This window comes from Virgisporangium aurantiacum (genome assembly GCF_016863635.1).
Classification (GTDB): Bacteria; Actinomycetota; Actinomycetes; order Mycobacteriales; family Micromonosporaceae; genus Virgisporangium; species Virgisporangium aurantiacum.
The window spans coordinates 40,147-66,659 of the sequence record NZ_BOPG01000024.1; the positions used below are offsets into that span (position 1 = coordinate 40,147).

The 26,513-nt window shown below is 72.5% G+C and carries 25 protein-coding genes; 17 read left to right on the forward strand and 8 right to left on the reverse strand.

Annotated elements, in window-relative coordinates:
• The first annotated feature begins 60 nt into the window (after positions 1–60).
• From metH to Vau01_RS18740, 3 genes are read left to right on the forward strand one after another with little or no spacing between them, the layout of a single operon-like run.
• Positions 61–3,576 (forward strand): methionine synthase, encoded by a 3,516-nt coding sequence (gene metH, locus Vau01_RS18730; protein WP_203994255.1) that lies wholly within the window; start codon positions 61–63, stop codon positions 3,574–3,576.
• Positions 3,566–4,072, forward strand: coding sequence for a hypothetical protein (locus Vau01_RS18735; protein ID WP_203994258.1), 507 nt, complete (start codon positions 3,566–3,568; stop codon positions 4,070–4,072). The genes metH and Vau01_RS18735 overlap by 11 nt, the downstream gene beginning before the upstream one ends.
• Positions 4,072–4,506 (forward strand): hypothetical protein, encoded by a 435-nt coding sequence (locus Vau01_RS18740; protein WP_203994260.1) that lies wholly within the window; start codon positions 4,072–4,074, stop codon positions 4,504–4,506. Before Vau01_RS18735 ends, Vau01_RS18740 begins: the two co-directional genes overlap by 1 nt.
• A 3-nt stretch (positions 4,507–4,509) precedes the next feature.
• On the opposite strand, the gene Vau01_RS18745 is transcribed toward Vau01_RS18740, so the two are convergent.
• The 3 genes from Vau01_RS18745 to Vau01_RS18755 form a co-directional block, all read right to left on the reverse strand.
• The gene (locus Vau01_RS18745; RefSeq protein ID WP_203994263.1) at positions 4,510–5,334 is read right to left on the reverse strand and encodes a phosphotransferase enzyme family protein; all 825 of its coding nucleotides are present in this window, start codon (positions 5,332–5,334) and stop codon (positions 4,510–4,512) included.
• A 53-nt stretch (positions 5,335–5,387) separates the two neighbouring features.
• Complete coding sequence (gene sigJ / locus Vau01_RS18750) at positions 5,388–6,272, reverse strand: RNA polymerase sigma factor SigJ (RefSeq protein WP_239151693.1); 885 nt, start codon at positions 6,270–6,272, stop codon at positions 5,388–5,390.
• Positions 6,273–6,339: 67 nt separating this feature from the next.
• Positions 6,340–6,717 carry a DoxX family protein gene (locus Vau01_RS18755; RefSeq protein WP_239151694.1) on the reverse strand — a complete coding sequence of 126 codons (378 nt, stop codon included), beginning with the start codon at positions 6,715–6,717 and terminating at the stop codon, positions 6,340–6,342.
• A 101-nt stretch (positions 6,718–6,818) separates the two neighbouring features.
• Here Vau01_RS18755 and Vau01_RS18760 point away from each other — a divergent pair, with 101 nt between their 5' ends.
• Entirely contained in the window at positions 6,819–7,205 is a 387-nt protein-coding gene (locus Vau01_RS18760) for a winged helix-turn-helix transcriptional regulator (RefSeq protein WP_203994266.1), read from the forward strand.
• Positions 7,206–7,222: 17 nt separating this feature from the next.
• On the forward strand, positions 7,223–7,861 hold the full coding sequence (locus Vau01_RS18765; RefSeq protein ID WP_239151695.1) for a trimeric intracellular cation channel family protein: 639 nt from the start codon (positions 7,223–7,225) through the stop codon (positions 7,859–7,861).
• A 24-nt stretch (positions 7,862–7,885) separates the two neighbouring features.
• Here Vau01_RS18765 and Vau01_RS18770 read toward each other — a convergent pair whose 3' ends face one another.
• Together Vau01_RS18770 and Vau01_RS18775 are read right to left on the reverse strand one after the other, a co-directional pair.
• Complete coding sequence (locus tag Vau01_RS18770) at positions 7,886–8,653, reverse strand: hypothetical protein (protein WP_203994269.1); 768 nt, start codon at positions 8,651–8,653, stop codon at positions 7,886–7,888.
• Positions 8,654–8,655: 2 nt separating this feature from the next.
• On the reverse strand, positions 8,656–9,447 hold the full coding sequence (locus Vau01_RS18775) for a hypothetical protein (protein WP_203994282.1): 792 nt from the start codon (positions 9,445–9,447) through the stop codon (positions 8,656–8,658).
• Between the two features lie 106 nt (positions 9,448–9,553).
• Here Vau01_RS18775 and Vau01_RS18780 point away from each other — a divergent pair, with 106 nt between their 5' ends.
• From Vau01_RS18780 to Vau01_RS18815, 8 genes are all read left to right on the forward strand, one after another.
• Positions 9,554–9,889 (forward strand): hypothetical protein, encoded by a 336-nt coding sequence (locus Vau01_RS18780; RefSeq protein WP_203994284.1) that lies wholly within the window; start codon positions 9,554–9,556, stop codon positions 9,887–9,889.
• A 209-nt stretch (positions 9,890–10,098) separates the two neighbouring features.
• Positions 10,099–10,611 (forward strand): PadR family transcriptional regulator, encoded by a 513-nt coding sequence (locus Vau01_RS18785; protein ID WP_203994286.1) that lies wholly within the window; start codon positions 10,099–10,101, stop codon positions 10,609–10,611.
• Entirely contained in the window at positions 10,608–11,339 is a 732-nt protein-coding gene (locus Vau01_RS18790) for an ABC transporter ATP-binding protein (protein ID WP_239151696.1), read from the forward strand. The genes Vau01_RS18785 and Vau01_RS18790 overlap by 4 nt, the downstream gene beginning before the upstream one ends.
• A complete protein-coding gene (locus Vau01_RS18795; protein WP_203994290.1) occupies positions 11,339–13,126 on the forward strand; it encodes an FtsX-like permease family protein in 1,788 nt (595 codons plus the stop codon). Before Vau01_RS18790 ends, Vau01_RS18795 begins: the two co-directional genes overlap by 1 nt.
• 85 nt (positions 13,127–13,211) lie before the next feature.
• Entirely contained in the window at positions 13,212–14,465 is a 1,254-nt protein-coding gene (locus tag Vau01_RS18800; protein ID WP_203994292.1) for a prolyl oligopeptidase family serine peptidase, read from the forward strand.
• Positions 14,466–14,484: 19 nt separating this feature from the next.
• Complete coding sequence (locus Vau01_RS18805; protein WP_203994294.1) at positions 14,485–15,003, forward strand: GNAT family N-acetyltransferase; 519 nt, start codon at positions 14,485–14,487, stop codon at positions 15,001–15,003.
• Positions 15,004–15,013: 10 nt separating this feature from the next.
• Positions 15,014–15,550 (forward strand): GNAT family N-acetyltransferase, encoded by a 537-nt coding sequence (locus Vau01_RS18810; protein ID WP_203994297.1) that lies wholly within the window; start codon positions 15,014–15,016, stop codon positions 15,548–15,550.
• A 9-nt stretch (positions 15,551–15,559) separates the two neighbouring features.
• Complete coding sequence (locus Vau01_RS18815; RefSeq protein WP_203994300.1) at positions 15,560–16,342, forward strand: arginase family protein; 783 nt, start codon at positions 15,560–15,562, stop codon at positions 16,340–16,342.
• On the opposite strand, the gene Vau01_RS18820 is transcribed toward Vau01_RS18815, so the two are convergent.
• A complete protein-coding gene (locus Vau01_RS18820; protein WP_203994303.1) occupies positions 16,321–16,494 on the reverse strand; it encodes a hypothetical protein in 174 nt (57 codons plus the stop codon). The genes Vau01_RS18815 and Vau01_RS18820 overlap by 22 nt on opposite strands.
• Before the next feature lie 40 nt (positions 16,495–16,534).
• Here Vau01_RS18820 and Vau01_RS18825 point away from each other — a divergent pair, with 40 nt between their 5' ends.
• A complete protein-coding gene (locus Vau01_RS18825; protein ID WP_203994306.1) occupies positions 16,535–17,086 on the forward strand; it encodes a carboxymuconolactone decarboxylase family protein in 552 nt (183 codons plus the stop codon).
• Here the strand turns inward: Vau01_RS18825 and Vau01_RS18830 are convergent.
• Positions 17,072–17,680: a VOC family protein gene (locus Vau01_RS18830; RefSeq protein WP_203994308.1), complete on the reverse strand. Its 609-nt coding sequence runs from the start codon at positions 17,678–17,680 to the stop codon at positions 17,072–17,074. The two genes, Vau01_RS18825 and Vau01_RS18830, sit on opposite strands and share 15 nt — an antisense overlap.
• Before the next feature lie 93 nt (positions 17,681–17,773).
• Between Vau01_RS18830 and Vau01_RS18835 the strand changes: the two genes are divergently transcribed.
• The 3 genes from Vau01_RS18835 to Vau01_RS18845 are packed head-to-tail and all read left to right on the forward strand — an operon-like array spanning position 17,774 to position 21,851.
• Positions 17,774–20,530 (forward strand): ATP-binding protein, encoded by a 2,757-nt coding sequence (locus Vau01_RS18835; protein WP_239151697.1) that lies wholly within the window; start codon positions 17,774–17,776, stop codon positions 20,528–20,530.
• A 29-nt stretch (positions 20,531–20,559) separates the two neighbouring features.
• Positions 20,560–21,132 carry a TetR/AcrR family transcriptional regulator gene (locus tag Vau01_RS18840; RefSeq protein WP_203994314.1) on the forward strand — a complete coding sequence of 191 codons (573 nt, stop codon included), beginning with the start codon at positions 20,560–20,562 and terminating at the stop codon, positions 21,130–21,132.
• Positions 21,129–21,851 (forward strand): alpha/beta fold hydrolase, encoded by a 723-nt coding sequence (locus tag Vau01_RS18845; RefSeq protein WP_203994316.1) that lies wholly within the window; start codon positions 21,129–21,131, stop codon positions 21,849–21,851. Before Vau01_RS18840 ends, Vau01_RS18845 begins: the two co-directional genes overlap by 4 nt.
• Positions 21,852–21,855: 4 nt before the next feature.
• Here Vau01_RS18845 and Vau01_RS18850 read toward each other — a convergent pair whose 3' ends face one another.
• Positions 21,856–26,433, reverse strand: a complete 4,578-nt coding sequence (locus Vau01_RS18850) for an eCIS core domain-containing protein (protein WP_203994319.1) — start codon at positions 26,431–26,433, stop codon at positions 21,856–21,858.
• Positions 26,434–26,513 lie beyond the last annotated feature (80 nt).

A 26,513-nucleotide genomic window follows, 5' to 3' on the forward strand; every position in this document is an offset into this window, starting at 1 on the left:
GCAACGCGTGTCACAGGAGGACCGCGCCGGACGGCCCACCCGAAACGGTAGATTTGAACGATGCGCTCAAGTCCTGACATCTTCTCCGCCGCCGGCCGGATCCTGGTCGCCGACGGAGCGATGGGAACCATGTTGCAGGCCTTCGACCTGGGCCTCGACGACTTCGAGGGCTACGAGGGCTGCAACGAGGTCCTCAACGTCACCCGGCCCGACGTCGTCCGCCAGGTCCACGAGGCGTACCTGCAGGCCGGTGCCGACCTGGTCGAGACGAACAGCTTCGGCACCAACCTCAGCGCGCTGGCCGAGTACGACATCGCGGAGCGGATCTTCGAGCTCGCCGAGGCGTCGGCCCGCATCGCGCGGGAGGCGGCCGACCGGTTCAGCACCGTCGACCGGCCCCGGTACGTGCTGGGCTCGATCGGTCCGGGCACCAAGCTGCCCACGCTGGGCCACATCTCCTACGCCGCGCTGCGCGACGCCTACCGCGACAACGCGGCCGGGCTGATCGCCGGCGGCGCCGACGCGTTGATCGTCGAGACCTGTCAGGACCTGCTGCAGACCAAGGCGGCGATCGTCGGCGCCAAGCGCGCGATGGCGGCCGGCCGCGACGTCCCGATCGTCTGTCACGTCACCGTCGAGACCACCGGCACGATGCTGGTCGGCAGCGAGATCGGCGCGGCGCTCACCGCGCTGGAGCCGCTGGGCGTCGACCTGATCGGACTCAACTGCGCCACCGGCCCGGCCGAGATGGGCGAGCACCTGCGCTACCTGAGCCAGCATTCGCGCGTCCCCCTGTCGGTGATGCCGAACGCCGGCCTGCCGCAGTTGACGCCGCAGGGCGCGGTCTACCCGCTGACGCCCGACGAGCTCGCCGACGCCCTGTACCGCTTCGCCACCGAGTACGGCGCGGTGCTGGTCGGCGGCTGCTGCGGCACCACGCCGGCGCACATCGCCGCGGTCGCCGCGAAGGTGGCCGGCCTCGGCCCGCTCGACCGCCGGCCGCAGGAGGACGCCGGTGTCGCCTCGATGTACCACCACGTGCCGTTCGCGCAGGACGCCGGCGTGCTGATGGTGGGGGAGCGCACCAACGCCAACGGGTCCAAGGCGTTCCGCGAGGCGATGCTGGCCGGCGACTTCCACAAGTGCATCGAGATCGCCCGCGAGCAGGCCCGCGACGGGTCGCACCTGCTCGATCTGTGCGTCGACTACGTGGGCCGCGACGGCGCCGACGACATGCGTCAGCTCGCCGGCCGGTTCGCCACCGCGTCGACGTTGCCGATCATGCTCGACTCCACCGAGCCCAACGTCATCGAGGCCGGCCTGGAGGCCCTCGGCGGCCGCTGCGTGGTCAACTCGGTCAACTTCGAAGACGGCGACGGCCCGACGAGCCGTTACCGGCGGATCATGCCGATCGTGCGGGAGCACGGCGCGGCCGTCGTCGCGTTGACCATCGACGAGGAGGGCCAGGCCCGCACCGCCGAATGGAAGGTGCGCGTCGCCGCGCGGCTGATCGAGGACCTCACCACGAACTGGGGCCTGCGGGTGCAGGACATCCTCGTCGACTGCCTGACGTTCCCGATCTCCACCGGTCAGGAGGAGACCCGTCGCGACGCGATCGAGACGATCGACGCGATCCGCGAGATCACCCGCCGCTTCCCGGGGATCAACTTCACGCTGGGCATCTCGAACATCTCGTTCGGCCTGAACCCGGCGGCCCGGCAGGTGCTCAACTCCGTCTTCCTGCACGAGTGCCAGGAGGCGGGCCTCACCAGCGCGATCGTGCACGCCAGCAAGATCCTGCCGATGAACCGCATCGCCGACGAGCAGCGCGAGGTCGCGCTCGACATGATCTACGACCGGCGGCGGGAGGGCTACGACCCGTTGCAGCGGTTGATCGAGCTGTTCGAGGGCGTCGACATGGCCGCCGCCCGCGCCGGGCGGGCCGAGGAACTGGCCGCGCTGCCGCTGGAGGAGCGGCTCAAGCGCCGGATCATCGACGGCGAGCGCACGGGCCTGGAAGAGGACCTCGAGGCCGCGCTGTCGGGCAAGAGCGCTCTGGAGATCATCAACGACATCTTGCTCGACGGCATGAAGACCGTCGGCGAGCTGTTCGGGTCCGGCCAGATGCAGCTGCCGTTCGTGCTGCAGTCGGCCGAGGTGATGAAGCAGGCCGTCGCCTACCTCGAACCGCACATCGAGAAGACCGACGACGGCGGCAAGGGCCGGATCGTGCTGGCAACCGTGCGCGGCGACGTGCACGACATCGGCAAGAACCTGGTCGACATCATCCTCACCAACAACGGCTACGAGGTCGTCAACATCGGCATCAAGCAGCCGATCTCGGCCATCCTCGACGCCGCGGAGGACTCGAAGGCCGACGCCATCGGCATGTCCGGGCTGCTGGTCAAGTCCACGGTGATCATGAAGGAGAACCTGGAGGAGATGAACACCCGGGGCGTCTCCGACCGCTTCCCGGTGCTGCTCGGCGGCGCGGCCCTCACCCGCGCCTACGTCGAAGACGACCTCCGCGCCGTGTACCAGGGCGAGGTGCACTACGCCCGCGACGCGTTCGAGGGCCTGACGCTCATGGAGCGCGTCATGACGGCCAAGCGCGGCGGCGCGCCGGTGATCGACGAGGCGCGGGAGAAGGCCCTGGCCGCGCGTCGCGAGCGCCGGGCGGCGCAGGTGACGGTGCGCGAGGACCTTCCGGCCCTCGACGACACCAGCGTCCGCGCCGACATCGCCTTCGACGTCGACGTGCCGAAGGCGCCGTTCTACGGGACGCGCGTGATCAAGGGCATTCCGCTGGCCGACTACGCCGCGCTGCTCGACGAGCGGGCCACGTTCCTCGGCCAGTGGGGGCTGCGCGGCACCCGCGGCGGCAACGGCCCCACGTACGAGGAGCTGGTGGAGACCGAGGGCCGCCCGCGCCTGCGGTACTGGCTCGACCGGTTCGCCACCGACAAGGTGCTCGAGGCGGCCGTGGTCTACGGCTACTTCCCGTGCTACTCCGAGGGCAACGACCTCGTCGTGCTCGACGAGAACGCCGCCGCTGAACGGGCCCGGTTCTCGTTCCCGCGCCAGCGCCGCGACCGTCGGCTGTGCATCGCCGACTTCTTCAAGCCCCGCTCGTCAGCAGGCGATCTGGACGTGATCGCGTTCCAGCTGGTGACCGTCGGCCAGCCGGTCAGCGAGTACTCGGCGAAGCTGTTCGCCGAGAACGCCTACCGCGACTACCTGGAGGTCCACGGGTTGTCGGTGCAGCTCACCGAGGCGCTGGCCGAGTACTGGCACCGGCGGGTCCGCGACGAACTGGTGCTGCCCGACGGGCGTCCCATGTCGGCGCAGGACCCGGGCGACCTCGACGGCCTGCTCCGCACCGACTTCCGCGGCTGCCGCTACTCGTTCGGCTACCCGGCGTGTCCCGACCTGGAGGACCGCGGCACGCTGGTCGGCCTGCTCGACGCCGGCCGCATCGGCGTGACGCTGAGCGAGGAGTACCAACTGGTCCCGGAGCAGGCGACCGACGCGCTGATCGTCCACCACCCCGACGCGTCGTACTTCAATGCGAAGTAGCGTCCTGATCGCTGTCGCCCTGCTCGCCCTCGGCGTGGGCGGCCTGGCCAGCTACCCGCTGACTCCGCATCCGGACCCGACGTTCGTCACGATGCGCTCCGGCGGGTCGGTGACGGAACCGGCGGCCGTCGAGGTGGCGCACGCGGGCACGCACGCGATCTGGGCGACCGGCGCGGTCGGCCCGTGCCGCGTCACGACCGCCGACGGCGGTGCGGCACCGGTGGCGGAGCCGCGCCCGCGGGCGGAATGGGTGTCCCGGGCCGAGGACGACGCGGTCTACACCCGGATCGCGACGTTCGAGGCGCGGGACGCCGGAGGTTACGTCATCCGCTGCGCGGGGGATCCGGCGGCGCCGGGCGCGTCGGTCAGCGTCTCCGAGCAACCCGACCTGCGGGTGGCGGTGACGCTGGTCATGGCGGGGGCGGTGGCGGTGGTCGCGGCGGTCGCGCTCCTTTTGGTGACGTTTATCCGCAGTCGACGACGCACAATGGTCTGATGGCGTTCCGCATCCCCGCCCCGGGGACCATCATCGACTCTGCCGTCTCCACCGCCGTCTCCGCAGCCGGGAGTGCGGTGGCCGTGGCGACCGGGCTCGCCTCGGCCCCCGGCCGCCTGCTGCGGCTCATCGACGAGGGCGAGGTCCTGCTGGTGCGTATCGCCGCCATCGTCGACGCGGCCGAGAAGACCGTCGACGACGTGCGCACCGTCACCACGTCGGCCGCGACCGTCGCCGAGGAGGCCGCGCAGACCTCCGCCGTCGCCGGGGCGTTGGTGGGGCAGGTCGCGGAGACGTCGGCGGCGGCGCAGGCCCTGGTGACCCAGATCGGCCCGGACGTCCACGAACTGCTCGGCGTCACGCGCGAGGTGCAGCAGGCGATCAACGGGATCCCGGGGTTCGGCATGCTCCGCCGCCGGGGCGAGGAGAGCTAGCCGCTATGTGTTGAGGGCCGCCCGGATCTGGCCGATCCACTCCGCGCCCCGCTGGCGTCCGTTCGGAAGCTGGTCGTCGCGGTCCCACCGCCACGTGGTGATCATCGCCAGCATGAGGATCCGGCACTCGCGCAGCAGGTCCGGGTCGAGGCCCGGATAGTGCTCGACGACCTCGTCGGGCGCGTGGGCGAGGTCGAACTCGACCGGGCCGCGGCAGCACGTCTCGAAGTCGACGAACACCGGCCTGCCCGCCGGGTTGAGGACGTTGCCCGGGTGCGGCTCGCCGTGCAGCAGCTGCTCGGCGGCGCCCCGCGCGCCGATGCTCCGCCGCAGGTTCCGCAGCGTGCCGGCGAGCAGCTCCCGGTCGGCGTCCGGCAGCTCCGGCGTCAGGTCGGGGCTGGCCACGAGCCGCTGCGCCTCCTCCACCCGGTCGGTGAAGTGCGGCGTCGGGACGTCGACCGCGCGCATGGCCGCGTGCAGCGTCGTGAGCGCCCCGGCGTACGCGGCCGGTTCCGGCTCCGACACGGACCCGTAGTAGGTCCACAGCGTGACCACGAAGCCGTCGGCGGCGTAGACCCGTGGCTCCACCCGCGGGTCGGGAACGGCGACCGGACCACCGGCGTCGGCGAGCCGCCGCGCCAGGTCGAGCTCGAACTGCGCGTTCTGCTGGGCTTCCGGTGCCACCCGGGCCACGGTGTCGCACGGCAGCAGCCGCAGGGTCAGCTTGTTCGAGTCGTGCAGCACGACCGCGTCCCCGACCGTCAACCCGAGCGCCGCCGCGGTCGACGTGGCCGCGGCGGTGGCGCGCCCGACCTCTGACACCTGCATCGTCCGGTTGCCCCTCTCCCTGGCGCGGGGGCCAACCCTGCCACGTCCGGAAGTCAGGGAGCGCGCCAGGGGCCGAGCTTCTCGGGGTTGCGGACGGCCCAGATGTGGCGGATCCGGTCGCCCACGATGTCGAACGCGAACACGGTCACCGTGACGCCGTCCAGCTGGGCGATCAGGCCGGGCTGGCCGTTAACCGTCCGTTCCAGGAGCGTCATGTCGGGCGCCTTGCCGGCGACGTCCACGATGCCCCGCGCGACCTCCGCCCCGCCCACGATCGGCCTGAGCGCGGCGCTGGCCAGGCCGCCGCCGTCGCCGGTCGCGGTGACGGCGGGGTCGAGCAGGCCGACGAGCGCGCCGATGTCGCGCGCCTCCCAGGCGCGCTTGAACTCGCGGACGACCGCGACGTTCCGCGCGGCGTCCCCGGCGGTCGGCGGCTCCGAAGCCTGGACGCGGCGGCGGGCCGACGACGCCAGCTGGCGGCACGCGCCCTCGGTGCGGCCGACGATCCCGGCGACGTCGGCGAACGGGTAGCGGAAGACGTCGTGGAGGACGAACGCGACCCGCTCCGCCGGCGTCATCGACTCGAGGACGACGAGGAACGCCATCGTCACCGACTCGTCGAGGGTGACCCGGTCGGCCGGGTCACCCTCCGCTGTCGGGCCCGGAATCGGTTCGGGGATCCATTCGCCCACGTACCGTTCCCGCCGGGCCCGGGCCGAGCCGAGCATGTCGAGACAGATCCGGCTGGTGACGGTCGTCAGCCAGGCACCGAGCGACTCGACCTCGTCCCGCTTGTGCCGCGGCATGGCGTACCAGCGGGCATACGTCTCCTGGACGGCGTCCTCGGCCTCGGCGAGCGAGCCGAGCAGCCGGTACGCCACGTTGATGAGATGACGCCGTTCCCGGATGACCGCCGGATCGGGTTCCGTTGTGCTCACGTAGGTTCGACCCCGTACCGGTGCGTATTGTGAGGTCCCACAGTACGGCGGCGTACGTCGTCCCGGGTCAGAGCCAGGTGGTGCCGAGCCACGCCGCCGCCGCGGCCGCCACCAGCAGGCCGATGTTCAGCCCGATCAGGCGGGCCTCGCCCCGCCTGACGTGGACGACGATGCCACCGACCTGGATCAGCACCAGCCCGACCGCGGCGGCCACCGCCAGCGCCGGCGCGATGTCGGTCAGCGGCGGCAGGATCAGGCCGACCGCGCCGAGGACCTCCAGCACCCCGATGGTCCGCACCAGCGGCATGGGCACCGTGTCGACCCAGCCCATCATGGGCAGCAGCTGCTGCTGGCTCTGGACGACCTTCTTGCCCCCGGCGTACAGATAGAAGACCGCCAGCAGCCCGGCGACGATCCAGTACGCGATCTCCATGGCGACCTCCATGCTGACCAGGTTGGTTACCGGTCGTAAGTAGCCACATGATGCGTCACTATTGAGCGGCTTACAAAAGGCACATCCGTGTGCCTGACACACAGGGAGGTGCGGTGGAGGAGTTCGGACACGCCTGCATGATCCGGGGCGACGGCGGCCGGACGCTCCGCCGCATCCTCGACCAGATCTGCAACAAGTGGACGCTGCTGATCGTCGCCACCCTCGACCAGCGGACGCTGCGCTTCACCGACCTGCACCAGCAGGTCCCGGGCATCTCCCAACGCATGCTCACCCTGACCCTGCGCAACCTGGAACGCGACGGCCTCGTCGACCGGACCGTGCACGCCGAGGTTCCGCCGCGGGTCGAGTACGAGCTGACCCCGACCGGGCGGAGCCTGCTCGGGCCGGCGCTCGCCCTGGCGGGATGGGCCATCGAGCACGTCCCGCACATCGAGGCGAGCCGCGCCGCCTACGAGAAGCGGTCAAACGGGGTCGGTTGATCGGCGACACTGGCCGGATGCCGGTGGACACCATGGTCAACATCCTCGAGCTGGCGGGGCTCTACGTGTTCGCCACCTCGGGTGCGCTGATGGCGATCCACAAGCGGTTCGACGTCGTGGGGATCGTGGTTCTGGCGCTGCTGACCGCGCTCGGCGGCGGTGTGCTCCGGGACCTCGTCATCGGCGACACGCCGCCGGCCGCGTTCACGAACGTCAACTACCTGGTGATCCCGATGGTGGCGGCGGTGGTGACGTTCTTCGCCCATCCGCTGGTGGGGCGGCTGGCGTTCCCGGTCCTCGTGTTCGACGCCGCCGGCCTCGGGCTGTTCTGCGTCACCGGGACCCTCAAGGCGCTCGACTTCGGGCTCGGGTCGCTGCAGGCGGTGCTGCTCGGCGTCACCACCGCGGTCGGCGGGGGTGTGCTGCGCGACATCACCGCCCGGGAGACGCCCGCGCTCGTCCAGATGGACACGGACCTGTACTCGATCCCGGCGGCGGCCGGCGCGGCCGTCGTCGTCGCGGCCCACCACACGGACCTGCCGATGCCCGTCGTCGCGACGTGCGCGGCGCTGTTCGTGTTCATGTTCCGCATCGTCGCGATGGTCCGGCACTGGACCGCGCCGCACGCCTGGGAACCGAAGGGGCGCACCGGATGAGGCATCCGGCGCGCCCCGGGTCGGTCAGTGGCCGCCCTCGACAAGTTCGAGGAGTGCACGCCTGGCCAGTTCCTGTGCGGTCTGCTCCATGACCTTCGTGGAGATGTAGCCGCGGTCGAGCGTGTTCCGGGACCACGTGACGCCGCCGTCGTAGGAGACCTCCGCGTAGCCGGAGGTGCCCATCCGCTGGATTCCCGTCACGTTCCGGCCGTTCCAGTCGCAGGAGTGGGTGATCGAGCCCAGCTTCGGGTCGATGAACTCGCTGCACCGGGGCTGCATGCTGGCGATGGCGTGCGCGAGCGCCTCCTTGTACTCGGCGTACGCCGGTGGCATCCCCACCCTCGCCTGCCCGACGAGCAGCGTCTGGTACTCGGTGATCATGGCCCGGGCGACGGTGTCCCGGGCCGCGTCGGCACCGAAGACCGCGAGCTTCTCGCGGGCGTTGGCGGCCGCCGTGGCGACGCTGACGACGTAACTGCCCCGGAGCGACGGCACGTTGAGCATGCCGACGTTGTTGATGGTGAACCGGACCTGTGCCTTGATGTCGGCGACCGCCAACTCGTCGACGTGCGCGTACAGGTCGGCCTTGACGCCCGACAGCGCCGCCCGGAGCTCCTGGACCAGCTGGAGGAGCTCGATGTCGTCGATGCCGTTCTCGGCCTTGTCGATGAAGCTGATCAGCAGCTCGATGCCCATGTCGACGTAGCTGTCCCAGTTGGCGTCGGCCTTCGCCGGTTGCACGGCGGTCTGGCTGACCAGAACCATGGCCAGCACGGCCGCGATCATCCTCATCTTCATACGTTGGCCCTGATCTGACGGAGCAGCGGAAGCGTCTGCTCGATGTAGGGACGCGAGGTGTCGCGCATCGGGTACGACTCGACCCACGCGTAGTCGATCGGGTTGATCGTCTCCGATCCGTGCCACAGTTCGCTGTTCCACGCGACCTCGCCGTTGAACGCGCGGCACCCGTAGGTGTGCTCGGTGATCCAGGCGAACTCCGGGTCCCAGATCGTGCCGTAGGAGTGGCTGCACGCCGGTTTCACCTTGTTCAGCACGTTCTCGTAGGTGTGGATCAGGTCGTCGAGCAGGTACGTGCTGTCGAAGCCCATCTTCGCGAACGTGACCATCGCGATCGAGTAGACCTCGCCGAGCAGCTTGGCGATGTTGTCCGCCGCGGCGAGGTCGACCACGGCGTCGAAGTAGGCGGTCGCCGTCGTCGCACAGTTGAGGCTGTTCTGCATGAACACCGGCACGGTGTACTCGTCCATGTAGTCGAGGCTCGGCATCAGGATGGTGCCCGACCGCAGGCACGCTCGCACGTCGGCCGCGGCGATGCCGTCGATGTGGGCGAGGATCTCCTGCTGCGACTGGTTGATCGCGCCGAGGATCTCCTGTTTCGCCCGTTCCAGTTCGGCCGACGTCACCCCGCCGCCACCGCCACCGCCGAACAGGCTCCCCGCCACCGCGACCGCGACGTTGATCCACACGGTCCAGGCCACCGCCTTGGCCGGCTTGGGCGGCGCGGCCAGCCCGATCGCGGCGGCCAGACAGATGACCAGGACGCCGCTGAGCAGTCGTCTTCGCATGGGTCCTCCAATCCCCGGCATCGACGTCCGTCGAAGCGCTTGCGGGGCAGTCTGGCGCGGCCCACTGAACGTCCAATGGTCATCGACTGATTGGTACATTGCCGCGATGGACAGCCAGGACAGGATCGTGTTGGCGTTGGTCCTCGTCGACGTCGCGGTGATCGTCATGGCCGGGCTTGCCGGATTCCTCATCGACCTGACGCTGCCCGGCCGGCGCTGGACCCGCTGGCGACTGTCGGCGCGGTCGGTGGCCCTCCTGTGCACGTGCATGGTCGGTACCGCAGGCCTGGTCGTCGTTCCGGTGGTGATGCTGGCGGCCGGCGTCCCGAGGACGATCATCGCGCCGGCGGGCATGGGGCCCTGGATCCTGGCGCTCGGCGGGGCCGTCACGTTCGCGGTGTCGCGAACCGTCGACCGGAAGGCGATGCCACCGACCCCATGATCATGAGGCTCCGCAGGGAGGCTCGGGGCGGCACTCTTTTGGGAGACAACGGCCGGTTGCGGCAGGACTTTGTCTCCCGGGTCCGGGCTCGGCCAAGATCATCTCTGTGCGTGACTCCGGGTCAACGTCGCTGAAGGCGGCACCGCGGCCTTGACAATCGCCAGGGCTAACCGTTAGCTATAGGGGCTAACGGTTATACGGGGGTGCGGATGCGGCAGGAAGTGGTCCTCGCGCTGCTGGCCAAGGAGCCCGCGCACGGCTACGAGCTGCGCACCCGCCTGCGCGACGCGCTCGGCCCGCTCGGCGACGGAATGAACGCCGGCCAGGTGTACGTCACGCTCACGCGCCTGGAGAAGGCCGGCCTGCTGGAGAGCACCGGCGGGTCCGATCGCAAGGTCTACGCCCTGACGCCCGCCGGCCAGCAGCGGGTCGCGGAGTGGATCGCCGAGGTGGGTTGGCCGCGTCCCGACCTCGCCGAGTTCCACCTCAAGCTGGTCGCGGCCGCGGCGGCCCGGCTGGCCGACCCGGTGGTGATCGTCGACACCCAGCGCCGCGAACTGCTGCGCCGCCTGCGGGACGCCCAGCGCGCGGCCATGGCCGAGCCGCTCAGAGGCTCCGACGCGGCCCTGCTGCTGGAGGGCGTCGTGCTTCGCCTCCAGGCCGACCTGCGGTGGCTCGAAGCGTGCGAGCAGACCTGGACCCACCGGAGGAGTGGATCGTGACCACCACGTTGAGCGCCCGCGGGTTGCGCAAGCGGTACGGCACGGGCGACGGGCTGGTGCGGGCCGTCGACGAGGTCGATCTCGACATCGCCGCCGGGGAGACCGTGGCGGTCATGGGACCCAGCGGGTGCGGCAAGTCGACGTTGCTGCACCTGCTCGGCGGGCTCGACCGGCCCTCGGACGGCGAGGTGTGGCTGAACGGGCGGCGCATCGACACGTTGAGCGAGAAGGCGCTGGCCCGCATCCGCCGCTCCGAGGTCGGCTTCGTCTTCCAGTCGTTCCACCTCATGGAGGAGCTCACCGCCGTCGAGAACGTCGAGTTGTCGTCGCTGATGGCGGGCCGGTCACCGCGTGCCGCCCGCCGCCGGGCGCTGGAGCTGCTCGACCAGGTCGGGCTCGCCGATCGGGCGCGGTTCCTGCCGTCGGCGCTGTCCGGCGGGCAGCGGCAGCGGGTCGCGGTGGCACGGGCGTTGAGCAACGAACCGGCCGTGGTCCTCGCCGACGAGCCCACCGGGAACCTCGACAGCGCCGCCACGCTCGACGTGCTCCAGCTGTTCGAGCGGCTGCACACGGCCGGGCAGACGCTGGTGATCGTCACCCATGACGCGCGGATCGCGGCGACCGCCGACCGGCTGATCACGATGCGCGACGGCGCGTTCGTCGACGAGACCCGGCTGACCGGCGGCACCTCGGGACGGCTCGGCGCCCTCGTCGGGCTGGAGGACTGATGGGTCGCCTCCTGCTCGTCGCCCGCCTCGCCGCGCGCGACCTCCGCCGGCGCCGCACCGAGGCGGTGCTCCTGCTGCTCGCGGTCATGGCGGCGACCACGACGTTGACGCTCGGCCTGGTGCTGCGCGACGCGGCCGGCGACCCGTACGCGACCACCCGGGCGGCCACCAACGGGCCCGACGTCGTCGTCAGCGCGGACGAACCCGGCGCGCTCGCCGGTCTGGAGAACCGGCCCGGCGTCACCGACCACAGTGGACCGTTCCCGGCCGCCGCCACGGAACTGCGGGCGAACGGCCGGACGTCGGACGTGCAGGCCGTCGGCCGCGACAGCACACCGGCATCGGTCGACCGGCCCGAGGTCACCCGCGGCGGCTGGGTCCGCGCGGGCGGCGTCGTGGTCGAGGCCGCGTTCGCCGACGCGCTCGATCTGCGCATCGGCCAACAGGTGACGCTCGGCGGGCGGGCCTTCGAGGTCGTCGGTTTCGCGGTGACGGCCGCGGCGCCGCCCTATCCGCAGTCGCTCTGCTACTTCGCCTGCCTGGTCGGCACGGGTGACGGCGACCGGCCGCTGCCCGACGACCTGCTGGAGAATCCCGGCCTGGTGTGGCTCACCGGGGACGACGTACGCGGCATCCCGGGTGAGGCGGCGTACGTGCTGAACCTCAAACTCGCCGACCCCGCTGCGGCGCAGGCGTTCGTCGACACGTACGGCCAGCGGCTGCCGATGCGGACCTGGCAGGACATCCTCACCGACGCCACGGAACTGGCCGGTGACTCGCAGATCCTGCTGCTGATCGGCGCCTGGCTGCTCGGTCTGCTGGCGGTGGCCAGCCTCGCGGTACTGGTCGGTGGCCGGATGGCCGACCAGACCCGGCGGGTGGGCCTGCTGAAGGCGGTCGGCGGCACGCCGGGCCTGGTCGCCGCGGTGCTGCTGGCCGAGTACCTCGCCGTGGCGCTGGTCGCCGCCGCGGCCGGCCTGGCGGTGGGAACGCTGGCGGCGCCGTTGCTCACCGGGCCGACCGCGGGCCTGCTCGGCAGCGCGGGCACGCCGTCGCTGACCCTGTCGACGGTCGGGGTGGTGACCGCCGTCGCGCTCGGGGTCGCGGTGGTGGCGACGCTCGTGCCGGCGGTGCGGGCGGCCCGCGTCAGCACGGTCGACGCGCTGGCCGACGCGGCCCGGCCGCCACGCCGCGTGGGCTGGTTGATCGCGGTGTCGGCGCGGTTGCCGGTCCCGTTGCTCATGGCCCTGCGGGTCGCGGCCCGCCGGCCGCGCCGGGCCGTCCTGGCCGTCGTCAGCATCGCGGTGACGATCAGCGGCGTGTACGTCGTCCTCGTGCTGAACTCGTTCCTCACCGGACAGCCGCCGGCCGGGTACGGCGAGCCGCAGGTGGCGACGCTGCGGCACGTGCTCCTGGTCTGGATGGTGATCCTGTTCTCGCTGGCCGCGGTCAACGCGGTGTTCATCACCTGGGCGACCGTGCTCGACAACCGCCACTCGTCGGCGCTGGCCCGCGCGCTCGGCGCGACCCCGGGCGACGTGGCCGCGGCGCTCGCGGCCGCGCAGGTGCTCCCGGCGCTGGTCGGTGCGCTGCTCGGGGCGTTCCCGGGCGGGTTCGCGCTGTTCGCCGCGATCGTCGCGATCACCGGCGGCGACCGCGACCGGGCCACGCTGCCGTCGGTGTGGCAGTCGGCCGTCGTGGTGCTGGCGACGGTGCTCGTGGTGGCCGCGCTGACCGCGGTGCCGGCCCGCCTCGGTGGTCGCCGCCCGGTCACCGAGACCCTCTGACCGCCCTTCCCTCGAACGATCGCCATGTGATAGACCGGCTTCGAACTCGATGATTTGGATTTAATCGATTCGAAGGGGTCTCCGCATGGCTACGCCGCCGATCAGCCGTCGTTCGATCCTGGCCGCCGGCGCGGGTGCCGCCGCCGGTCTGTCCCTGCCGGCCGCCGCCCACGCGGGCAACGGGCACCCGCCGACGGGCGTGGGGTTCACGCTCAACGCGGAGGTGCTCGACGGGGGCGAGCAGGTCACCTCCGTCACCCTCGACACGTCCCGCCTCGGTCCGATCGATCCGGCGAGCGTGACCGCCGGGACGTTCAGCGTCCACGCCAAGGCCACCAGCCCGATCCCGCTCGCGCCCGGCGACCTCATCTTCAGCGAGTACGACCTCGACCGCCCGGTGACCGCCGTCCGCGTCGACCGCCGCGGCGACATCGTGCTCGACCTGGCGTACGCCGAGGGCCAGGTCGGCGGCGGCACGCTCGGGTACATCGTCAGCAAGGGACGCAACGTCCAGCTGATGCTGGTCTACACGATCACCCAGAACGCGCCGGTCTCGGTGCGCCGCCGCCCGGTGACGATCTCCTCGTTCCGGCAGGGCCGCCTGTCCAGCCCCGAGGTGGACGCGTTCAGCTACCACACCGCGCGGTCCGGCATGAAGTACCGGCTGTTCTCGCCCCGGGCGCGGGGCCGGCGTCCGCTGGTCGTGTGGTTGCACGGCGGCGGGGAGGGCGCCTCGCTGCCGGACAACTACTACGACAACGAGACGACGCTGCGCGCGAACCGCGGCGCGCTGGGCTTCGCCACGCCGGAGGCGCAACGGATCTTCAACGGTGCGTACGTGGTGGCGCCGCAGAGCACGTCGTTCTGGATCGAGGACGGCGACCGCTTCGCGCCGCTGATCAACGAGATCATCCGCGAGGTGGTGCGGCGCAACGACGTCGACACGTCGCGGATCCACGTGGTGGGCTGCAGCAACGGCGGCTACATGAGCCTGAAGATGACCACCGTCTACCCCGACCTGTTCGCCGCGTCGGTGCCGATCTGCGGGGTCGTCCAGTCGTTCCAGGGCGGGCCACGGCTGATCACCGACGAGCAGTTGACCGCGATCAGCACGCCGACCTGGCTGGTCACCTCGCTCGACGACACGACGGTGCCGCCGGTGCCGAACACCGTCCACGCGCACGAGCTCATACCCGGGTCGCTGGTGTCGCTGTACGAGCACGTGATCTGGAACGGGCACCAGTTCCCCGGTCACTGGTCGTGGATCTACGTCGCCCGCAACGATCCGAGCGTCAACGGGCAGCACATCTGGCAGTGGATGGCCCGCCGGCGCGCCTGACCCACGGCATGATCGCAGGATGGACGCCGAAGAGATCGCCACGGACCGGCTCGACCTGCTTCCGCTGCGCGTCGACCACGCCGACGAGATGGCCGTGGTGCTGTCGGATCCCGCCCTGCACACCTACATCGGCGGCAGCCCGGCCACACCGTACGAGCTGCGGGCCCGCTACGAGCGCATGACCGCCGGGTCACCCGATCCGGCGGTCTCGTGGTTGAACTGGGTCGTCCGCCTCCGCGACGAGGGGTGCCTGGCCGGGACCGTGCAGGCGACGGTCACCGGGCCGGTCGCGGAGGTCGCGTGGGTGATCGGTACGCCGTGGCAGGGCCGGGGGATCGCGACCGAAGCGGCCCGCGCGCTGGTCGCGTGGTTGGCGGGGCGGGTGGACGGGGAGATCGTCGCGCACGTGCACCCCGACCACGGAGCGTCGGCGGCGGTGGCCGCGGCGGTCGGGCTGACCCGCACCGACGAGTGGCAGGACGGCGAGGTCCGCTGGCGCCGCGGTAATTCGATTGGCGGACCCGGCCCGGGGCGTTAGCTTGCCCGCCATGCCCATACGTACCGAGCACGTGCGCGACCATGACGCGGTGGCGTCCCTTCAGCGGGCCGCCTTCGGCGGCGATCACGGCGTCACCGTCGCCGAGCTGGTCGACGCGCTGCGCAGCGACGCCCTCTCGCTGGTGTTCGAGGAGGACGGCGAGGTCGTCGGGCACATCATGTTCAGCCCGGCGCTGCTCGACGCCCCGCGGCGGCTCGTGCCGGTCCAGACGCTGAGCCCGCTGGCGGTCACGCCGCCGAGGCAGGGCCGCGGCATCGGCTCCGCCCTCGTCCGCGCCGGTCTGGAGGCGATGGACGAGCGCGGCGTCCCCTTGGTGTTCCTCGAGGGCGATCCCGGCTACTACTCCCGGCTGGGGTTCACGCCGGGCGCAGATCACGGCTTCCGCAAGCCGTCGTTGCGGATCCCCGACGGGGGGTTCCAGGTGGTGCGCCTGTCCGCCTACGAACCCTGGATGACCGGAACGTTCGTCTACCGGAACGCGTTCTGGGACCACGACTGCGTCGGCCTGCGCGAACCCGTTGGATAGGGTTCGCGGGTGACGACGATCCTCGCGCCGTACCACCAGGACCAGCGACTGGCCGCCGACGACATCCCGGTGGACGCCGATGTCACCGTCCACCCGGATCTGCCCGACGGCTCCGACGGTGACGTGTGGGGCACGCTGGCCGGCGTCTGCGGCGCGATCGCCGACGCGGTCGCGCCGGTGGTCTCGGCCGGCGGTGTCCCGACGGTGTTCTCGGGCGACTGCCTGATGACCGGTGGAACCGTCGCCGGCCTGCAGCGCGCCGGGCTGGATCCGGCCGTCGTCTGGTTCGACGCGCACGGCGACGTGCACACGCTCGACACGTCCACGTCCGGATATCTCGGCGGGCTCGCGTTGCGGCTGCTGACCGGCGCGCACCCCGACCGCTACGCCGACCCGATCGGGCTGCGGCCGGTGCCGGCGGAGCGGGCCGTGCTCGTCGACGCCCGCGACCTCGATCCGGCGGAGGTCGGGTACCTCGCCGGCAGCGCCACCGGTCACATCCAGGTGACCGACGTGGCCGCCGACACCGTGCCGTCGGGCCCGCTGGTCGTGCACGTCGACGTCGACGTGATCGACGCGGGGGAGGTTCCGGGCCTCCGCTTCCCGGCGTTCGGCGGCCCGTCCGCCGCCGCCGTTCTCGGCGCCTGCGAACGCCTGCTGGCGACCGGCCGCGTCGCGGCGCTCACCGTCGCGTGCCCCTGGTGGCCCGCGAAAGGCGACGACGAGCGGGCCGTCCGCACCCGCCTGGTGACCCGGTTGGCCGGGCTGGCTCAGACCTCGGCGACCCAGTAGATCTGCTTGTGGCCGCGGGCCTCCATGGTCGCGGCCACCTCGTCGGCGTCCGCCCGCGATTCGTACCGGTTCACCTCGAAGCGGTTCCCGTTGTCGTCCTGGCGCCAGACGATCCACCGCCGCGGGCGGTCACCGGTCTCTTCAGCGGACATCGGCCCATTCTGCCCGCCCCGCCGATAGGAGGAGATTTCGATGCCGGACATCGAGCAACCGGCGCGGGTCGCGCCGCTGGCACCGTCCGAGCGAACCGAGCGCCAGGCCGCCCTGGTGGCGCAGGCGGGCGCGGAGCTCAACGTCTACACCACGCTGGTCCGCAATCCCGACGTGTTCGCCGACTTCCTGCCGTTCGGGCAGCGCCTGCTCACCCGGTCGACACTGGACGGCCGGGTTCGGGAGCTTCTCATTCTGCGGGCCGCGTGGCGGTGCGGGGCCGGCTACATCTGGTCGCACCACACGCGCATCGGCCGGTCCGTCGGCGTGACCGACGCCGATCTGGAGGCGCTGGCCCGCGACACCGTCGAGGACGGGGACGCGGTGCGCGCGCTGACCCTCCGGGTGGCGGACGAGCTGGTCGCCGACCATCGGCTGAGCGACCCGACCTGGCGCGACCTGGCCGCCCGGTACCCCACCGAACAGGTCATCGAGGTGTGCATGCTGGTCGGGTTCTACGCGATGCTGGCCGGGACGCTGAACTCGCTCGGCGTCCAGGTCGAGGAACCCGGCGCCGGTTCAGCGGGACGGTGACTGCCACACGAACCCGTCCGGGTCGGTGAAGGGTCCGGCGTCGCTGCCGACGACGATGCGGTGCGATCCGGTGCCGTCCGCGGAGACGCCGGCGGCCTTCGCGAGGGCGCGGCGCTTGAGCAGCGCCATCGAGATCGGGCCGGATCCGCCGAACTCGACGAACCGGCGGCCGTAGCTCTTCGTCGCGGCGAGGCCGTGGTCGACGTAGAACCGCTTGCTCGCGGCGACGTGGGCGACTCCCAGCTGCAGCACCACGTCGTCGATCTGTGTGGTGGCCGGGCCGGTGTCCTTCTTCGACGAGGACGCGATCGTCACGATGGTTCCGTCCGGGGACCGGATGACGCCACCGAAACCCCACAGCGACTTCTCGGCGGGCTTCAGCGTGGTGGCGCCGGCGTCGAGGGCGGTGTCGACGAGGCCGGTGACGGTGGACGGCTGCGAGACGACGAGCGACAGCGTGAACCCGCGGAAGCCCGTCGTCGGCGCGTCCGAGGCCCGCACGCACACCCGGGTGCCGAGCCCGAGGGCGGCGTAGAAACGCTCGGCGATGGCCGGGTCGGTCACCTCGACGGTGACGTGTTCGATGGAGGTCATGGCTGGTCAGTGTCCCGCCTGCCGGCCGGGTCCGCATCCGTGCCGAGCACGGAACGGGCCACGGATGGAGGCCCGTGCGCGAGGATGGCACGCGTGTCTACGCCGGCGGGCATCTCGGCCCGCGAGTCCGAGATCCTGGCCCTGGTCGGGCAGCGCCGCAGCAACGCCGAGATCGGTGCGCAGCTGTTCATCTCGGTGCGCACGGTCGAGGCGCACGTGTCGTCCCTGCTGCGCAAGCTCGGCGCCCCGGACCGGCGGGCCCTCGCCGACCTCGCGGCCGACGTCGCCCGCGCCGAGCGGACCAGTCGGGCGCTGGCCGGGCTCCCGACGCCGCTGACCGCGTTCGTCGGCCGGGCCACCGAGCGGACCGCGTTGGGTGCCGCCGTTCGCGCGCACCGGCAGGTCACCGCGGTCGGGCCCGGCGGGGTGGGCAAGACCCGGCTGGCGCTGGCCGTCGCCGCGGACCTGGCCGGCACGTTCGCCGACGGCGTGTGGTTCGTCGACCTGGTTCCGGTCACCGACGCGGCGATGGTCGGTGCCGCGGTGGCGGCCGCGATCGGCGTCGGCGAGCGGCGGGGATGCGGCATCGACGAATCGGTGCTCGCGGCGCTGGCCGACCGGCAGGCCCTGCTGGTGCTGGACAACGGTGAACACCTGGCGGCCGGGGTGGCGCCGTTCGCCGAGCAGCTGCTGGCGCGCTGCCCGGGCGTCAGCGTGCTGGTCACCAGCCGGGCCCGGCTGATGGTGCCGTTCGAGCGGGTCCACGCGGTACCGCCGCTGTCGCTCGACGGGGACGCCGTCGCCCTGTTCGTCGACCGGGCCGGAGCCGTCGGCTGGACCGTCGAGGACACGCACCGGGACCGGATCGCCGAGGTGTGCCGGCAGCTGGACGGGGTGGCGCTGGCGATCGAACTCGCCGCAGCCCGCCTGCCCACCCTCGGCCTCGACGGGCTGATCGCGGGCCTGTCCGATCACCTCCGGCTGCTCGTCGGCGGGTACCGGGCCGACGACCGGCACCGCTCCGTGCGGGCCATGCTCGACTGGAGCCGGGCCCTGCTCGACCCGGCCGACCTCACCCTGCTGCGCCGGGTCTCGGTGTTCGTCTCGCCGTTCACCACTTCGGCCGCCGCGGCGGTGGCCGGGTACGACCCGCTGCACCCGGGCCGGATCGCCGACGGGCTGGCCCGGCTCGCGGACCGGAGCCTGCTGAGCGTGGCCGCGTCGGGGGGCCGCACCCGGTACCGGGCGCTGGAGACCGTCCGCCAGTACGGAACCGACCTGCTCACCGCGTCCGGTGAGGACGACGCCACCCGGGCCCGGCACCTGCGCTGGTGCCGGGCCACCGTCGACGAACTGGCCGGAAGCCCGGGCAACGGCGACTGGCGGGCCCGGTTCGACGCGGTGGCCGACGACCTGCGGGCCGCCCTGGGCTGGGCCGCCGATCGGGCCGACCGACGCGTCGACGCCCACCACCTCGCCCTGTCGCTGGCCCGGCTGACCTTTGTCCGCACCCTCGTCGGCGAATCCCAGCAGCGCTACGAGCAGGCGGCCACCCTCGCCGACGACCCCGCTGACGCGGCCGCCGCCCTGCGGTGCGCCGCGACCGTGGCTGCCTGCCGGATGCGCGGCGACGACGCCTACCGCCTCTGGCAGGCCGCCGCCCGGCACGCCGGAAACCCCGCCGCGGACCTGGCCACCGCGGCCACCACCTACTTCCGCAAGTCCGGAGCCTTCGCCCAGCCGCCCCCGCGCGAGGACGTGATCGCGCTCCTCGTCCGGGCGCGGGAGCTGGCCGGCGACGACGTCGCGGCCCGCGCCGCGGTGGCCCTCGCCGACTGCGCCGCCGCGGGGCACGCCTTCTTCGCCGACCCGGCCACGCCCGCGCCGGACGCGGCGGAGATGACCGCTCGCGCCCAGCGGGCGGTGGACCTGGCCCGCCACCTCCACGATCCGCTGCCCGAGTGCGCCGCCCTGTTCGCGCTGGCCGGGGCCCAACGCCGCGCGGGCGACGTCTTCGCCGCCGCCGCGACCGCCCGCCGCCGCGTCGAGCTGCTGGATGACGCACCCGTGACGCCGGCCACCACCGACGAGCTGATCGACTCGCTCCTGATCGCCACCGCGACCAGCATCGGTGTCGGCGACCTGCCGGCGGCACGACGCTGGGGCCGGCGGCTGCGCGACCTGCCCGCGCTGGCCGAGGACGGGCACATCGCCACCTCACGGCTGCTCATGGCCGACGCCCTCGCCGGCCACGGCACCGACGTGATCGCCGCCAGCGGCCGGTTCCTCGACGCCTGGACCCGCGCCGGCCGGCCACCGGCCCGCGCGTTCGGCCCGGTGGCCGCCGCCGTCGCGATGGTCCACGGCATCGCCGGTGACGAGGCAGCCCGGGCCGAGTGGCTCTCCGTCGTCGACCAGCTCGGCGTCACCGCGGACGACCGGGCCGGCTACGGCCCGACGTTCGACGCGATCGTCCTGCTCCACCACGGAGACGCCACGGCCGCCCGGGAACAGCTGCACACCCGGACCGCGTGGCTCACCGGCATCCTGCTGCACTGGCACGTGGTCCTGCGGGCCGAAGCCGCCGTCCTGGCCGGCGACCCGGACGCCGCCCACCACATCGTCACCGGGCGGCCCGTCGTCACCGGAAACCCCGTCGCCACCGCGATTCTCGACCGGGCGGCCGCGCTGCTCGATCGCGACCACCATCGCCTCCCGGCCATCGCCGCCGCGTTCGAGACCGCCGGCTGCCCCTATCAACAGGCCCGGACGTTCATCCTGACCGGCGGCGACGCCGCCGCGGCCGGCAACGCCGTCCTCGCCGAGCTCGGCCTCGGCGTGCTAACTTAGGGACCCTAAGTTCAAGCCGAAGGGTCCTCATGCCCCGCCAGGGACTGACCACCGACCGGGTCTCGGCCGCCGCCGCCGACCTCGCCGACGAGGTCGGGCTCCAGCGGCTGACCGTCGCCGCCGTCGCCCGGAGTTTCGGGGTCTCCGACGCCGCGCTGTACGTCCACGTCCGCAGCCGCGACGCGTTGATCGAGCTGGTCGCGGTGCGCGCCGCGGCCGCGTTCGGCGACCGGCTCTCGCTCGCCGTCGCCGGACGGGCGGGCCGGGAGGCGCTGACCGCTTTCGCCGACGCCTACCGCGCGTTCGCGGTGGCGCACCCGGGGCAGTACGCCGCCACCCAACGGCAGCTGCCGCCCGAGGTGGGCCTGAACTCGGCGGGACACCGCAAGCTCATCGACCTCAGCTACGCGACGCTGCGCGGCTACGGGCTCGACGAACCCGACCTCACCGACGCGGTGCGCTTCGTCCGCAGCACCCTGCACGGGTTCGCGAACCTCGAGGCGTCCGACGGCTTCGGCCACCCGCGCGACCTCGACGCGTCGTGGCGCGCCCTCGTCGCCGCGCTCCACACCACACTGAGCCACTGGAGTACCGAGAAATGAAGCCCGACCCCGTCGTCCTCCTGCACGGTTCGGGCGGCGGCCCGCACTCGTGGGCCGGAATCGTCGACCGCCTCGCCGACACCTACGAACTGTTCACGCCGACCCGCCGCGGCTACGGCGACACACCAACCGGATCCAAGACCTTCCGGGACGAGGTCGACGACGTGCTGGCCCTGGTCGAGGACCTGGGCCGCCCGGTGCACCTCGTCGGCGGGTCGTACGGCGCCACCGTCGCGTTGCACGCCGCCGTCGCGGAACCGGATGCGGTCCGCTCGCTCGCCGTCTTCGAACCCCCGCTCTACGCCGCGGGCCCGACCATCCCGCTCGACCGCTTCCGCGCCGCTCTCGCCCGCGACGACACCGCGGCGATGGTCGCCGTCATCAACGACGTGACGCGGGCACCGGCCTCGTTGACGAGCGGCCGGACGCCCGATCCGGCCGTGTTCCGCCGGTCGGCGACCGGCTGGCTGCACGACCTGGAGTCGATGGCCGCCGACTCCACCGACATCACCCGCTGGTCGGCCGTCTCCGTGCCGACCCTCGTCATGCAGGGCGCCGACACCTGGGAGCCGATGCCCACCGTCATGAACACCCTCGCCGCGACGATTCCCGGCGCACGCCGGGTGATCTGGCCCGGACAGTCGCACTTCGCGACGATGACGGCCCCCGCGCTGTTCGCGGACACGGTGCGGTCGTTCTTCGGCGAGGCCGCGACGTGACGCGCTACCTGCCCTTCAGCGCGGCGATCTTTCCGGCCATCTCGGCGCGCAGCGTCTCCTCCAGCGCGCGCATCTTCGCCAGCTCGGCGTCGCCGTAGTGGTTGGCGGCCTGGGGCCACTCCGACCACGACCAGTCGCTGCGGGAGCGGTTCGCGGCCGAGTCGATGGCGCGGAGATTGCTGACGTCGTTGACGATCGCCAGCTGCGAGTCGAACGACAGGTCCTTGAAGCCGGGCATGAACACCAGTTCCCGCAACGGGATGATGTGGTCGACGTCCAGGGACGCGGTGCGGGGCGGCAGGCCGGTCGCGAAGTCCAGGCCGCGGGCGCCGCCGAGTACGCTGCGCATCGCCGTGGAGTTCGGTGACGCGGCGCGCATCTTGTCGTAGAGCGGGATCGACTCCTGGCGCAGCTGCTCGACCAGTCGCGCGTCCTGCTCGGCGTTCCGCCGGATCTCGCGACCGAGTTCGGCCACCCCGGCGTCCTTCGCCCTGCGCAGCTGGGCGAGGGTCAGCGTCGACAGGTCGCCGTCGACGTGCTCGTCGAGGAGTTGCCGTTCAGCGTCGGTGAGCAGCGACAGGTCGACCTTGCCGGCGTCGGCCATGCGTTTGTAGATGCGGGGCAGCATCTCGGCCTCGAGGTAGGCCTGCTTCTGCTTGTCGCGCAGGTTCTCCAGCTGAACCTCGGTCGGCGACTTGGTGTCCTCGGCGGCGACGAAACCGCGGCCCTTCTCGTACGAGTCGACGTTCTCCTCGTGCCGGGCCAGTTGCGCTTCCAGCGCCTCGATCTCCAGGCCGATGGACTCCGCCTCGCGGGCGACGTCGAGCTGTTCGGCGCCGGTGAGACGGTCGCCGCGCGCGGTCACCGCGGTCTGTTCGGTCTCCAGCTCGGCGATGATCGCCTTCAGCTTGTCGACCTCCAGCCGCGCCTCGTGACCGAGCGTGTCGTAGGCCGGCTTGCCGGAGATGATCTGCTGGATGCGGCTGATGAGCGCCCGGATCCGTCCGATCGGACCCTCGTACCGGCGCAGCTGCCGCACCACCTCGACGTGCCGGCGGATGTGCTGCGGCTCGACGTCGCGCCCGATCTCCAGCCGCACGCCGCCCTTGTCGCCGTACCGGACGTGCACGCCGTTGCCCGTCACCGTGTCGCTCTCGACGATCGCGACGTTGCCGGCGAAATCGCCCAGCGCGGCCTGCAGTGCGGCGCGATCGGCGTCGCTGCGCGCTCTTCGCGTGGCGAAGGGATTGGACGCCGACTGCGCACCCGGCAGCACGGCGTCCGCCGCGTCGGCGGTGTCGGCTGCCGAGCGTCCCATCAGACTGTCCCGGAATGCCTTGAGACTGGCCAGTTCCGGATCGCCCGGACCTTGCGCCTCCCGGCGGGTGATCTCCGCGTCGAGGGCGGCGCGGAGCTGCGGGCCGCCGACCGGGTCGTCGGCGAGGGGACGCAGCGCGTCGGCGAGCTCGCGCGGCGACCCGGAACCGGCGCCGTGGGCCAGCACCTGCAACCCGTGCGTGACCGGCGAGGTGACCAGGTTCTCGAACAGCTCGCCGGCGTCGGCGGCGATCTTCGGGGTCATGTACCCCCACGCGCGGGCCTTGTCGAGGGTGTCGGCGCCCGCGGCGTTGCGGCCGAACCCCGCGATCGCGATCAGCGCCGCCACGTCGCTGACGCCCTGCGACGACAGGTACGACTGGTACGCGATCGCGGACAGCTGACCCAGCGGACCGAGCATCTGCAGCGCCGTCAGCGCACCGGCGATCTTCGCCGCCTCCAGCATCATGTCGCGGATCGTCTCGGGCTTGAGCAACGCCTCCAGTTGCGCGCCGACGTTGTGCTCCACGTTGCCGATGTGGAAGATCGCGGCGAGCCGGTACTCCATGCTCTGCCGTTCGGCGAAGTACCCGTCGAGGTACTTGCGGAGGTCGGCCTGGAGGTTCGCGATGAGCCGGTCCGGTCCGCCCGTGGCCACCGCGTCCCGCGACGCCTCCAGTTCCGAGCGCAGCGCGACGATCTGGTCGGGGACCTTCGGGTCGCGCTGCCCGCCGGGTCCGTTGGCGGCGGCGGTCGCGGTCGCCTTCTCGATGCCCCCGGCGCGGGTGTTCGCGCCGCCCAATGCCTTTCCGTCGGCGGTCGGCACGTGCGGCGCGGCGAGCGCCTGCTGTTGCTGCCGCGCGGCGAGCAGGTACTCCGCGACCTCCGGCGCCACCACCTTGTGCTCGCGGGCGACCAGTTGCGGATCGGCGGGCCCGGCGGAGTAGACGTCGACGAGGTAGCTCCAGCCCTCCTTCGCGGTGACCGTGTGCACGCCGACGAGCGGCACCGACGCGTCCGGTGCCAGCCCCTTGGCGACGGCCGCCACCGGTTGCGCGACCGGCTTCACGGCGGCGACCTCGCTGAACCCGGTCGCCGACCCGTCCCGCTTGCCCTGCTCGAAGCTGCGGCGCCGGGCCGCCTCGTCGGACCCCGCGCCCGGGTACAGCTCACCGGACGAGTAGACCGGCCGGTCGGCGTCACCGGTGGTCTCCGCGCTGCGGGTGGGCTTCGCGACCTGCTTGGCGAACTGCGTGCCGCCGCTGGACAGGTGCTCGCTGAGCATGTCGACGGCGAAGTCCATCAGGTACGCCCGGGCGATGCCGCCCTCGGCGTGCACGGCGGGGTTGCCGTACCCGCGTCCCATCAGCTCGTACGGCTCGCCCATCAGGTCCATGATCAGTTTGACCGTAGGGTCCTGCAGCTCCTGCGCCTGGCTCACGAAGCCGAACCAGCGCCGGTGCACCGCCGCGAACTCGTCGATCGTGTACGCGGGACTCGGCGGCACCACCTGGTCGTGCAGGTTGGCGACGTCGGTGCGCTGATTGCGGAGCTGGCCGGTCAACTGCCCGGCGAACGCCTTCTCGGCCGTGTCGGTCGTCTCCGGCAACGCCTCCTCGGGGTTGACCACCGTGACGTCGTGCTCGCCGACCGGGAACACCGGCTCGTCGGGCGTCTCTCCACTGTGGATCGTCACCTCCCGCTGCCCGAGCAGGTCGAGTCCGCCGCCGAGTTCGGCCTTCGTCGCCGACTCGGTGACCGCGATCTGCCGGATCCGGGCGATGTCGCCGGCCCGCTGCTCGACGGCGAGGTCCACCGGTGCCGGCCCGCTGCCCGCCGTTCGCGTGGTCGCCTTGCGCAGTTGCTCGTCGAGCAGCAGCGCGCGCCGGGCCGTCTCGGCGACCTGCGCGCCCGCGGCGGCCCGGGCCGACTCGTCGGCCGCCAACGCGGCCGCCTCCCGGAGCGCGACCAGCTCGCTGATCGTCCCCTCCAACTCCAACCGCAGCAGCGCGGTCGCGTCACCGGAGGCGGTGGCGGCCTGGTCGAGGGCCTGCCGGACGCCGTTGACGTACAGCTCCGCGAACGACGCCCCGCCGGGCATGGCGGCGACCACGGCGTCGGCCGTGCGGGCCGCGATCACCCGGATCACCTCGCGCAGCCCGGCCGAGACCGTGACGCCCGCCTGCCCGCCGCTGGCCGCCTCGTGCGTGTCCGAGAGCAGGCCGAGAACGTCGGCGATGCCGAGCGTCTGCTCGCCGTCGGGCGGAACGGTGACCGCCTCGGTGAGCCCGCCGACCGCGGACGCCTGCGCGGCACCCCGCTCGACCTGATCGGGATCTGCCTTGTCCGCGAGCGCGCCCTTGGCGGCGGCGGCGAAGCCGGTGGCCAGGTCGACGGTGGTGTCCCGGGACGCGCCGGCCAGCACGGCGGCGGTCGCGTCACCGACCGCGCGGGTTCGGGCCCGGTCCGCCTCCGCGAGCGCGGCGACGTCGTCGAGCACGGGGTCCCGCTGGATGTGGGGTTCGACCCGCCGGCGTGTGCCGGCCCCGACCGGGCCGGCGTGGAACCGTTCGGCGACCGCGGTGGCCTCCCGCTCGGCGGGGTCACCCGGATGGCTGAGCCGGCCGGTGTCCCCGGCCGGGGCGGAACCCTGCTGCGTGACGTGGGTCAGTTCGTGGGCGAGCAGTTGCTGCCCGTCGCGGCTGCCCGGGTCGTACTGTCCGGCGGCAAAGTAGATGTCGGACCCGACGGTGAACGCGTTCGCCGCGACCTGGCCGGCCGCCGCCGCGGCGGACGAGTCGGTGTGCACCCGGACGTCGCCGAACCCGGCGCCGAGGCGGTTCTCCGCCTGCGCCCGGAAGTCGTCGGGCAACGACGATCCGGAGCCGCTTCCGGCGAGCGAGGAGGCAAAGCCGTCCGGCACGCCCTCAGCCGTGCCGGCGGCGCTGCGGAGCACCTGCCCTCCGGTCGACCCGGCTGCCGTTCCGGCGGCGCTGCGGAACACCTGGTCGCCGCCGAGGAGCCGGCCGAGGGCGGCGTTGCCGGCACCGCCGGCCAGTGCCGCACCCGCCGACGCCGCACCCGCGGTGTCGCCACCGGGGTCGGTCCGGTGGAGGAGCCGGTCCATCGCACGGTTGCCGCCGGCGGCCAGAACGTGGGGCGGGAGCGCCGGTGCCGGGCCGGTCGGTGTTGGGCCGGCCGGTGCGGCATCGTGGCCGGGCTCGGCCGCCTGTCGACCCTGCGGATTATCGCTGCGGTGAACCATCACCGCACAGTGTCGATCCCCGACGCAAGCACGGCTGTCGTTCTTCGGACTCGCTATCGAGCCGAGGGGAAGATCGACTC

Excerpts from the sequence above, each read along its gene's own strand:
- metH (WP_203994255.1), top strand. The coding sequence starts at position 61 with ATGCGCTCAAGTCCTGACATCTTCTCCGCCGCCGGCCGGATCCTGGTC.
- Vau01_RS18735 (WP_203994258.1), top strand. The coding sequence starts at position 3,566 with ATGCGAAGTAGCGTCCTGATCGCTGTCGCCCTGCTCGCCCTCGGCGTG.
- Vau01_RS18740 (WP_203994260.1), top strand. The coding sequence starts at position 4,072 with ATGGCGTTCCGCATCCCCGCCCCGGGGACCATCATCGACTCTGCCGTC.
- Vau01_RS18745 (WP_203994263.1), bottom strand. The coding sequence starts at position 5,334 with ATGCAGGTGTCAGAGGTCGGGCGCGCCACCGCCGCGGCCACGTCGACC.
- Vau01_RS18755 (WP_239151694.1), bottom strand. The coding sequence starts at position 6,717 with ATGGAGGTCGCCATGGAGATCGCGTACTGGATCGTCGCCGGGCTGCTG.
- Vau01_RS18765 (WP_239151695.1), top strand. The coding sequence starts at position 7,223 with ATGCCGGTGGACACCATGGTCAACATCCTCGAGCTGGCGGGGCTCTAC.
- Vau01_RS18770 (WP_203994269.1), bottom strand. The coding sequence starts at position 8,653 with ATGAGGATGATCGCGGCCGTGCTGGCCATGGTTCTGGTCAGCCAGACC.
- Vau01_RS18775 (WP_203994282.1), bottom strand. The coding sequence starts at position 9,447 with ATGCGAAGACGACTGCTCAGCGGCGTCCTGGTCATCTGTCTGGCCGCC.
- Vau01_RS18780 (WP_203994284.1), top strand. The coding sequence starts at position 9,554 with ATGGACAGCCAGGACAGGATCGTGTTGGCGTTGGTCCTCGTCGACGTC.
- Vau01_RS18785 (WP_203994286.1), top strand. The coding sequence starts at position 10,099 with ATGCGGCAGGAAGTGGTCCTCGCGCTGCTGGCCAAGGAGCCCGCGCAC.
- Vau01_RS18795 (WP_203994290.1), top strand. The coding sequence starts at position 11,339 with ATGGGTCGCCTCCTGCTCGTCGCCCGCCTCGCCGCGCGCGACCTCCGC.
- Vau01_RS18800 (WP_203994292.1), top strand. The coding sequence starts at position 13,212 with ATGGCTACGCCGCCGATCAGCCGTCGTTCGATCCTGGCCGCCGGCGCG.
- Vau01_RS18805 (WP_203994294.1), top strand. The coding sequence starts at position 14,485 with ATGGACGCCGAAGAGATCGCCACGGACCGGCTCGACCTGCTTCCGCTG.
- Vau01_RS18810 (WP_203994297.1), top strand. The coding sequence starts at position 15,014 with ATGCCCATACGTACCGAGCACGTGCGCGACCATGACGCGGTGGCGTCC.
- Vau01_RS18820 (WP_203994303.1), bottom strand. The coding sequence starts at position 16,494 with ATGTCCGCTGAAGAGACCGGTGACCGCCCGCGGCGGTGGATCGTCTGG.
- Vau01_RS18825 (WP_203994306.1), top strand. The coding sequence starts at position 16,535 with ATGCCGGACATCGAGCAACCGGCGCGGGTCGCGCCGCTGGCACCGTCC.
- Vau01_RS18830 (WP_203994308.1), bottom strand. The coding sequence starts at position 17,680 with ATGACCTCCATCGAACACGTCACCGTCGAGGTGACCGACCCGGCCATC.
- Vau01_RS18840 (WP_203994314.1), top strand. The coding sequence starts at position 20,560 with ATGCCCCGCCAGGGACTGACCACCGACCGGGTCTCGGCCGCCGCCGCC.
- Vau01_RS18845 (WP_203994316.1), top strand. The coding sequence starts at position 21,129 with ATGAAGCCCGACCCCGTCGTCCTCCTGCACGGTTCGGGCGGCGGCCCG.
- Vau01_RS18850 (WP_203994319.1), bottom strand. The coding sequence starts at position 26,433 with ATGGTTCACCGCAGCGATAATCCGCAGGGTCGACAGGCGGCCGAGCCC.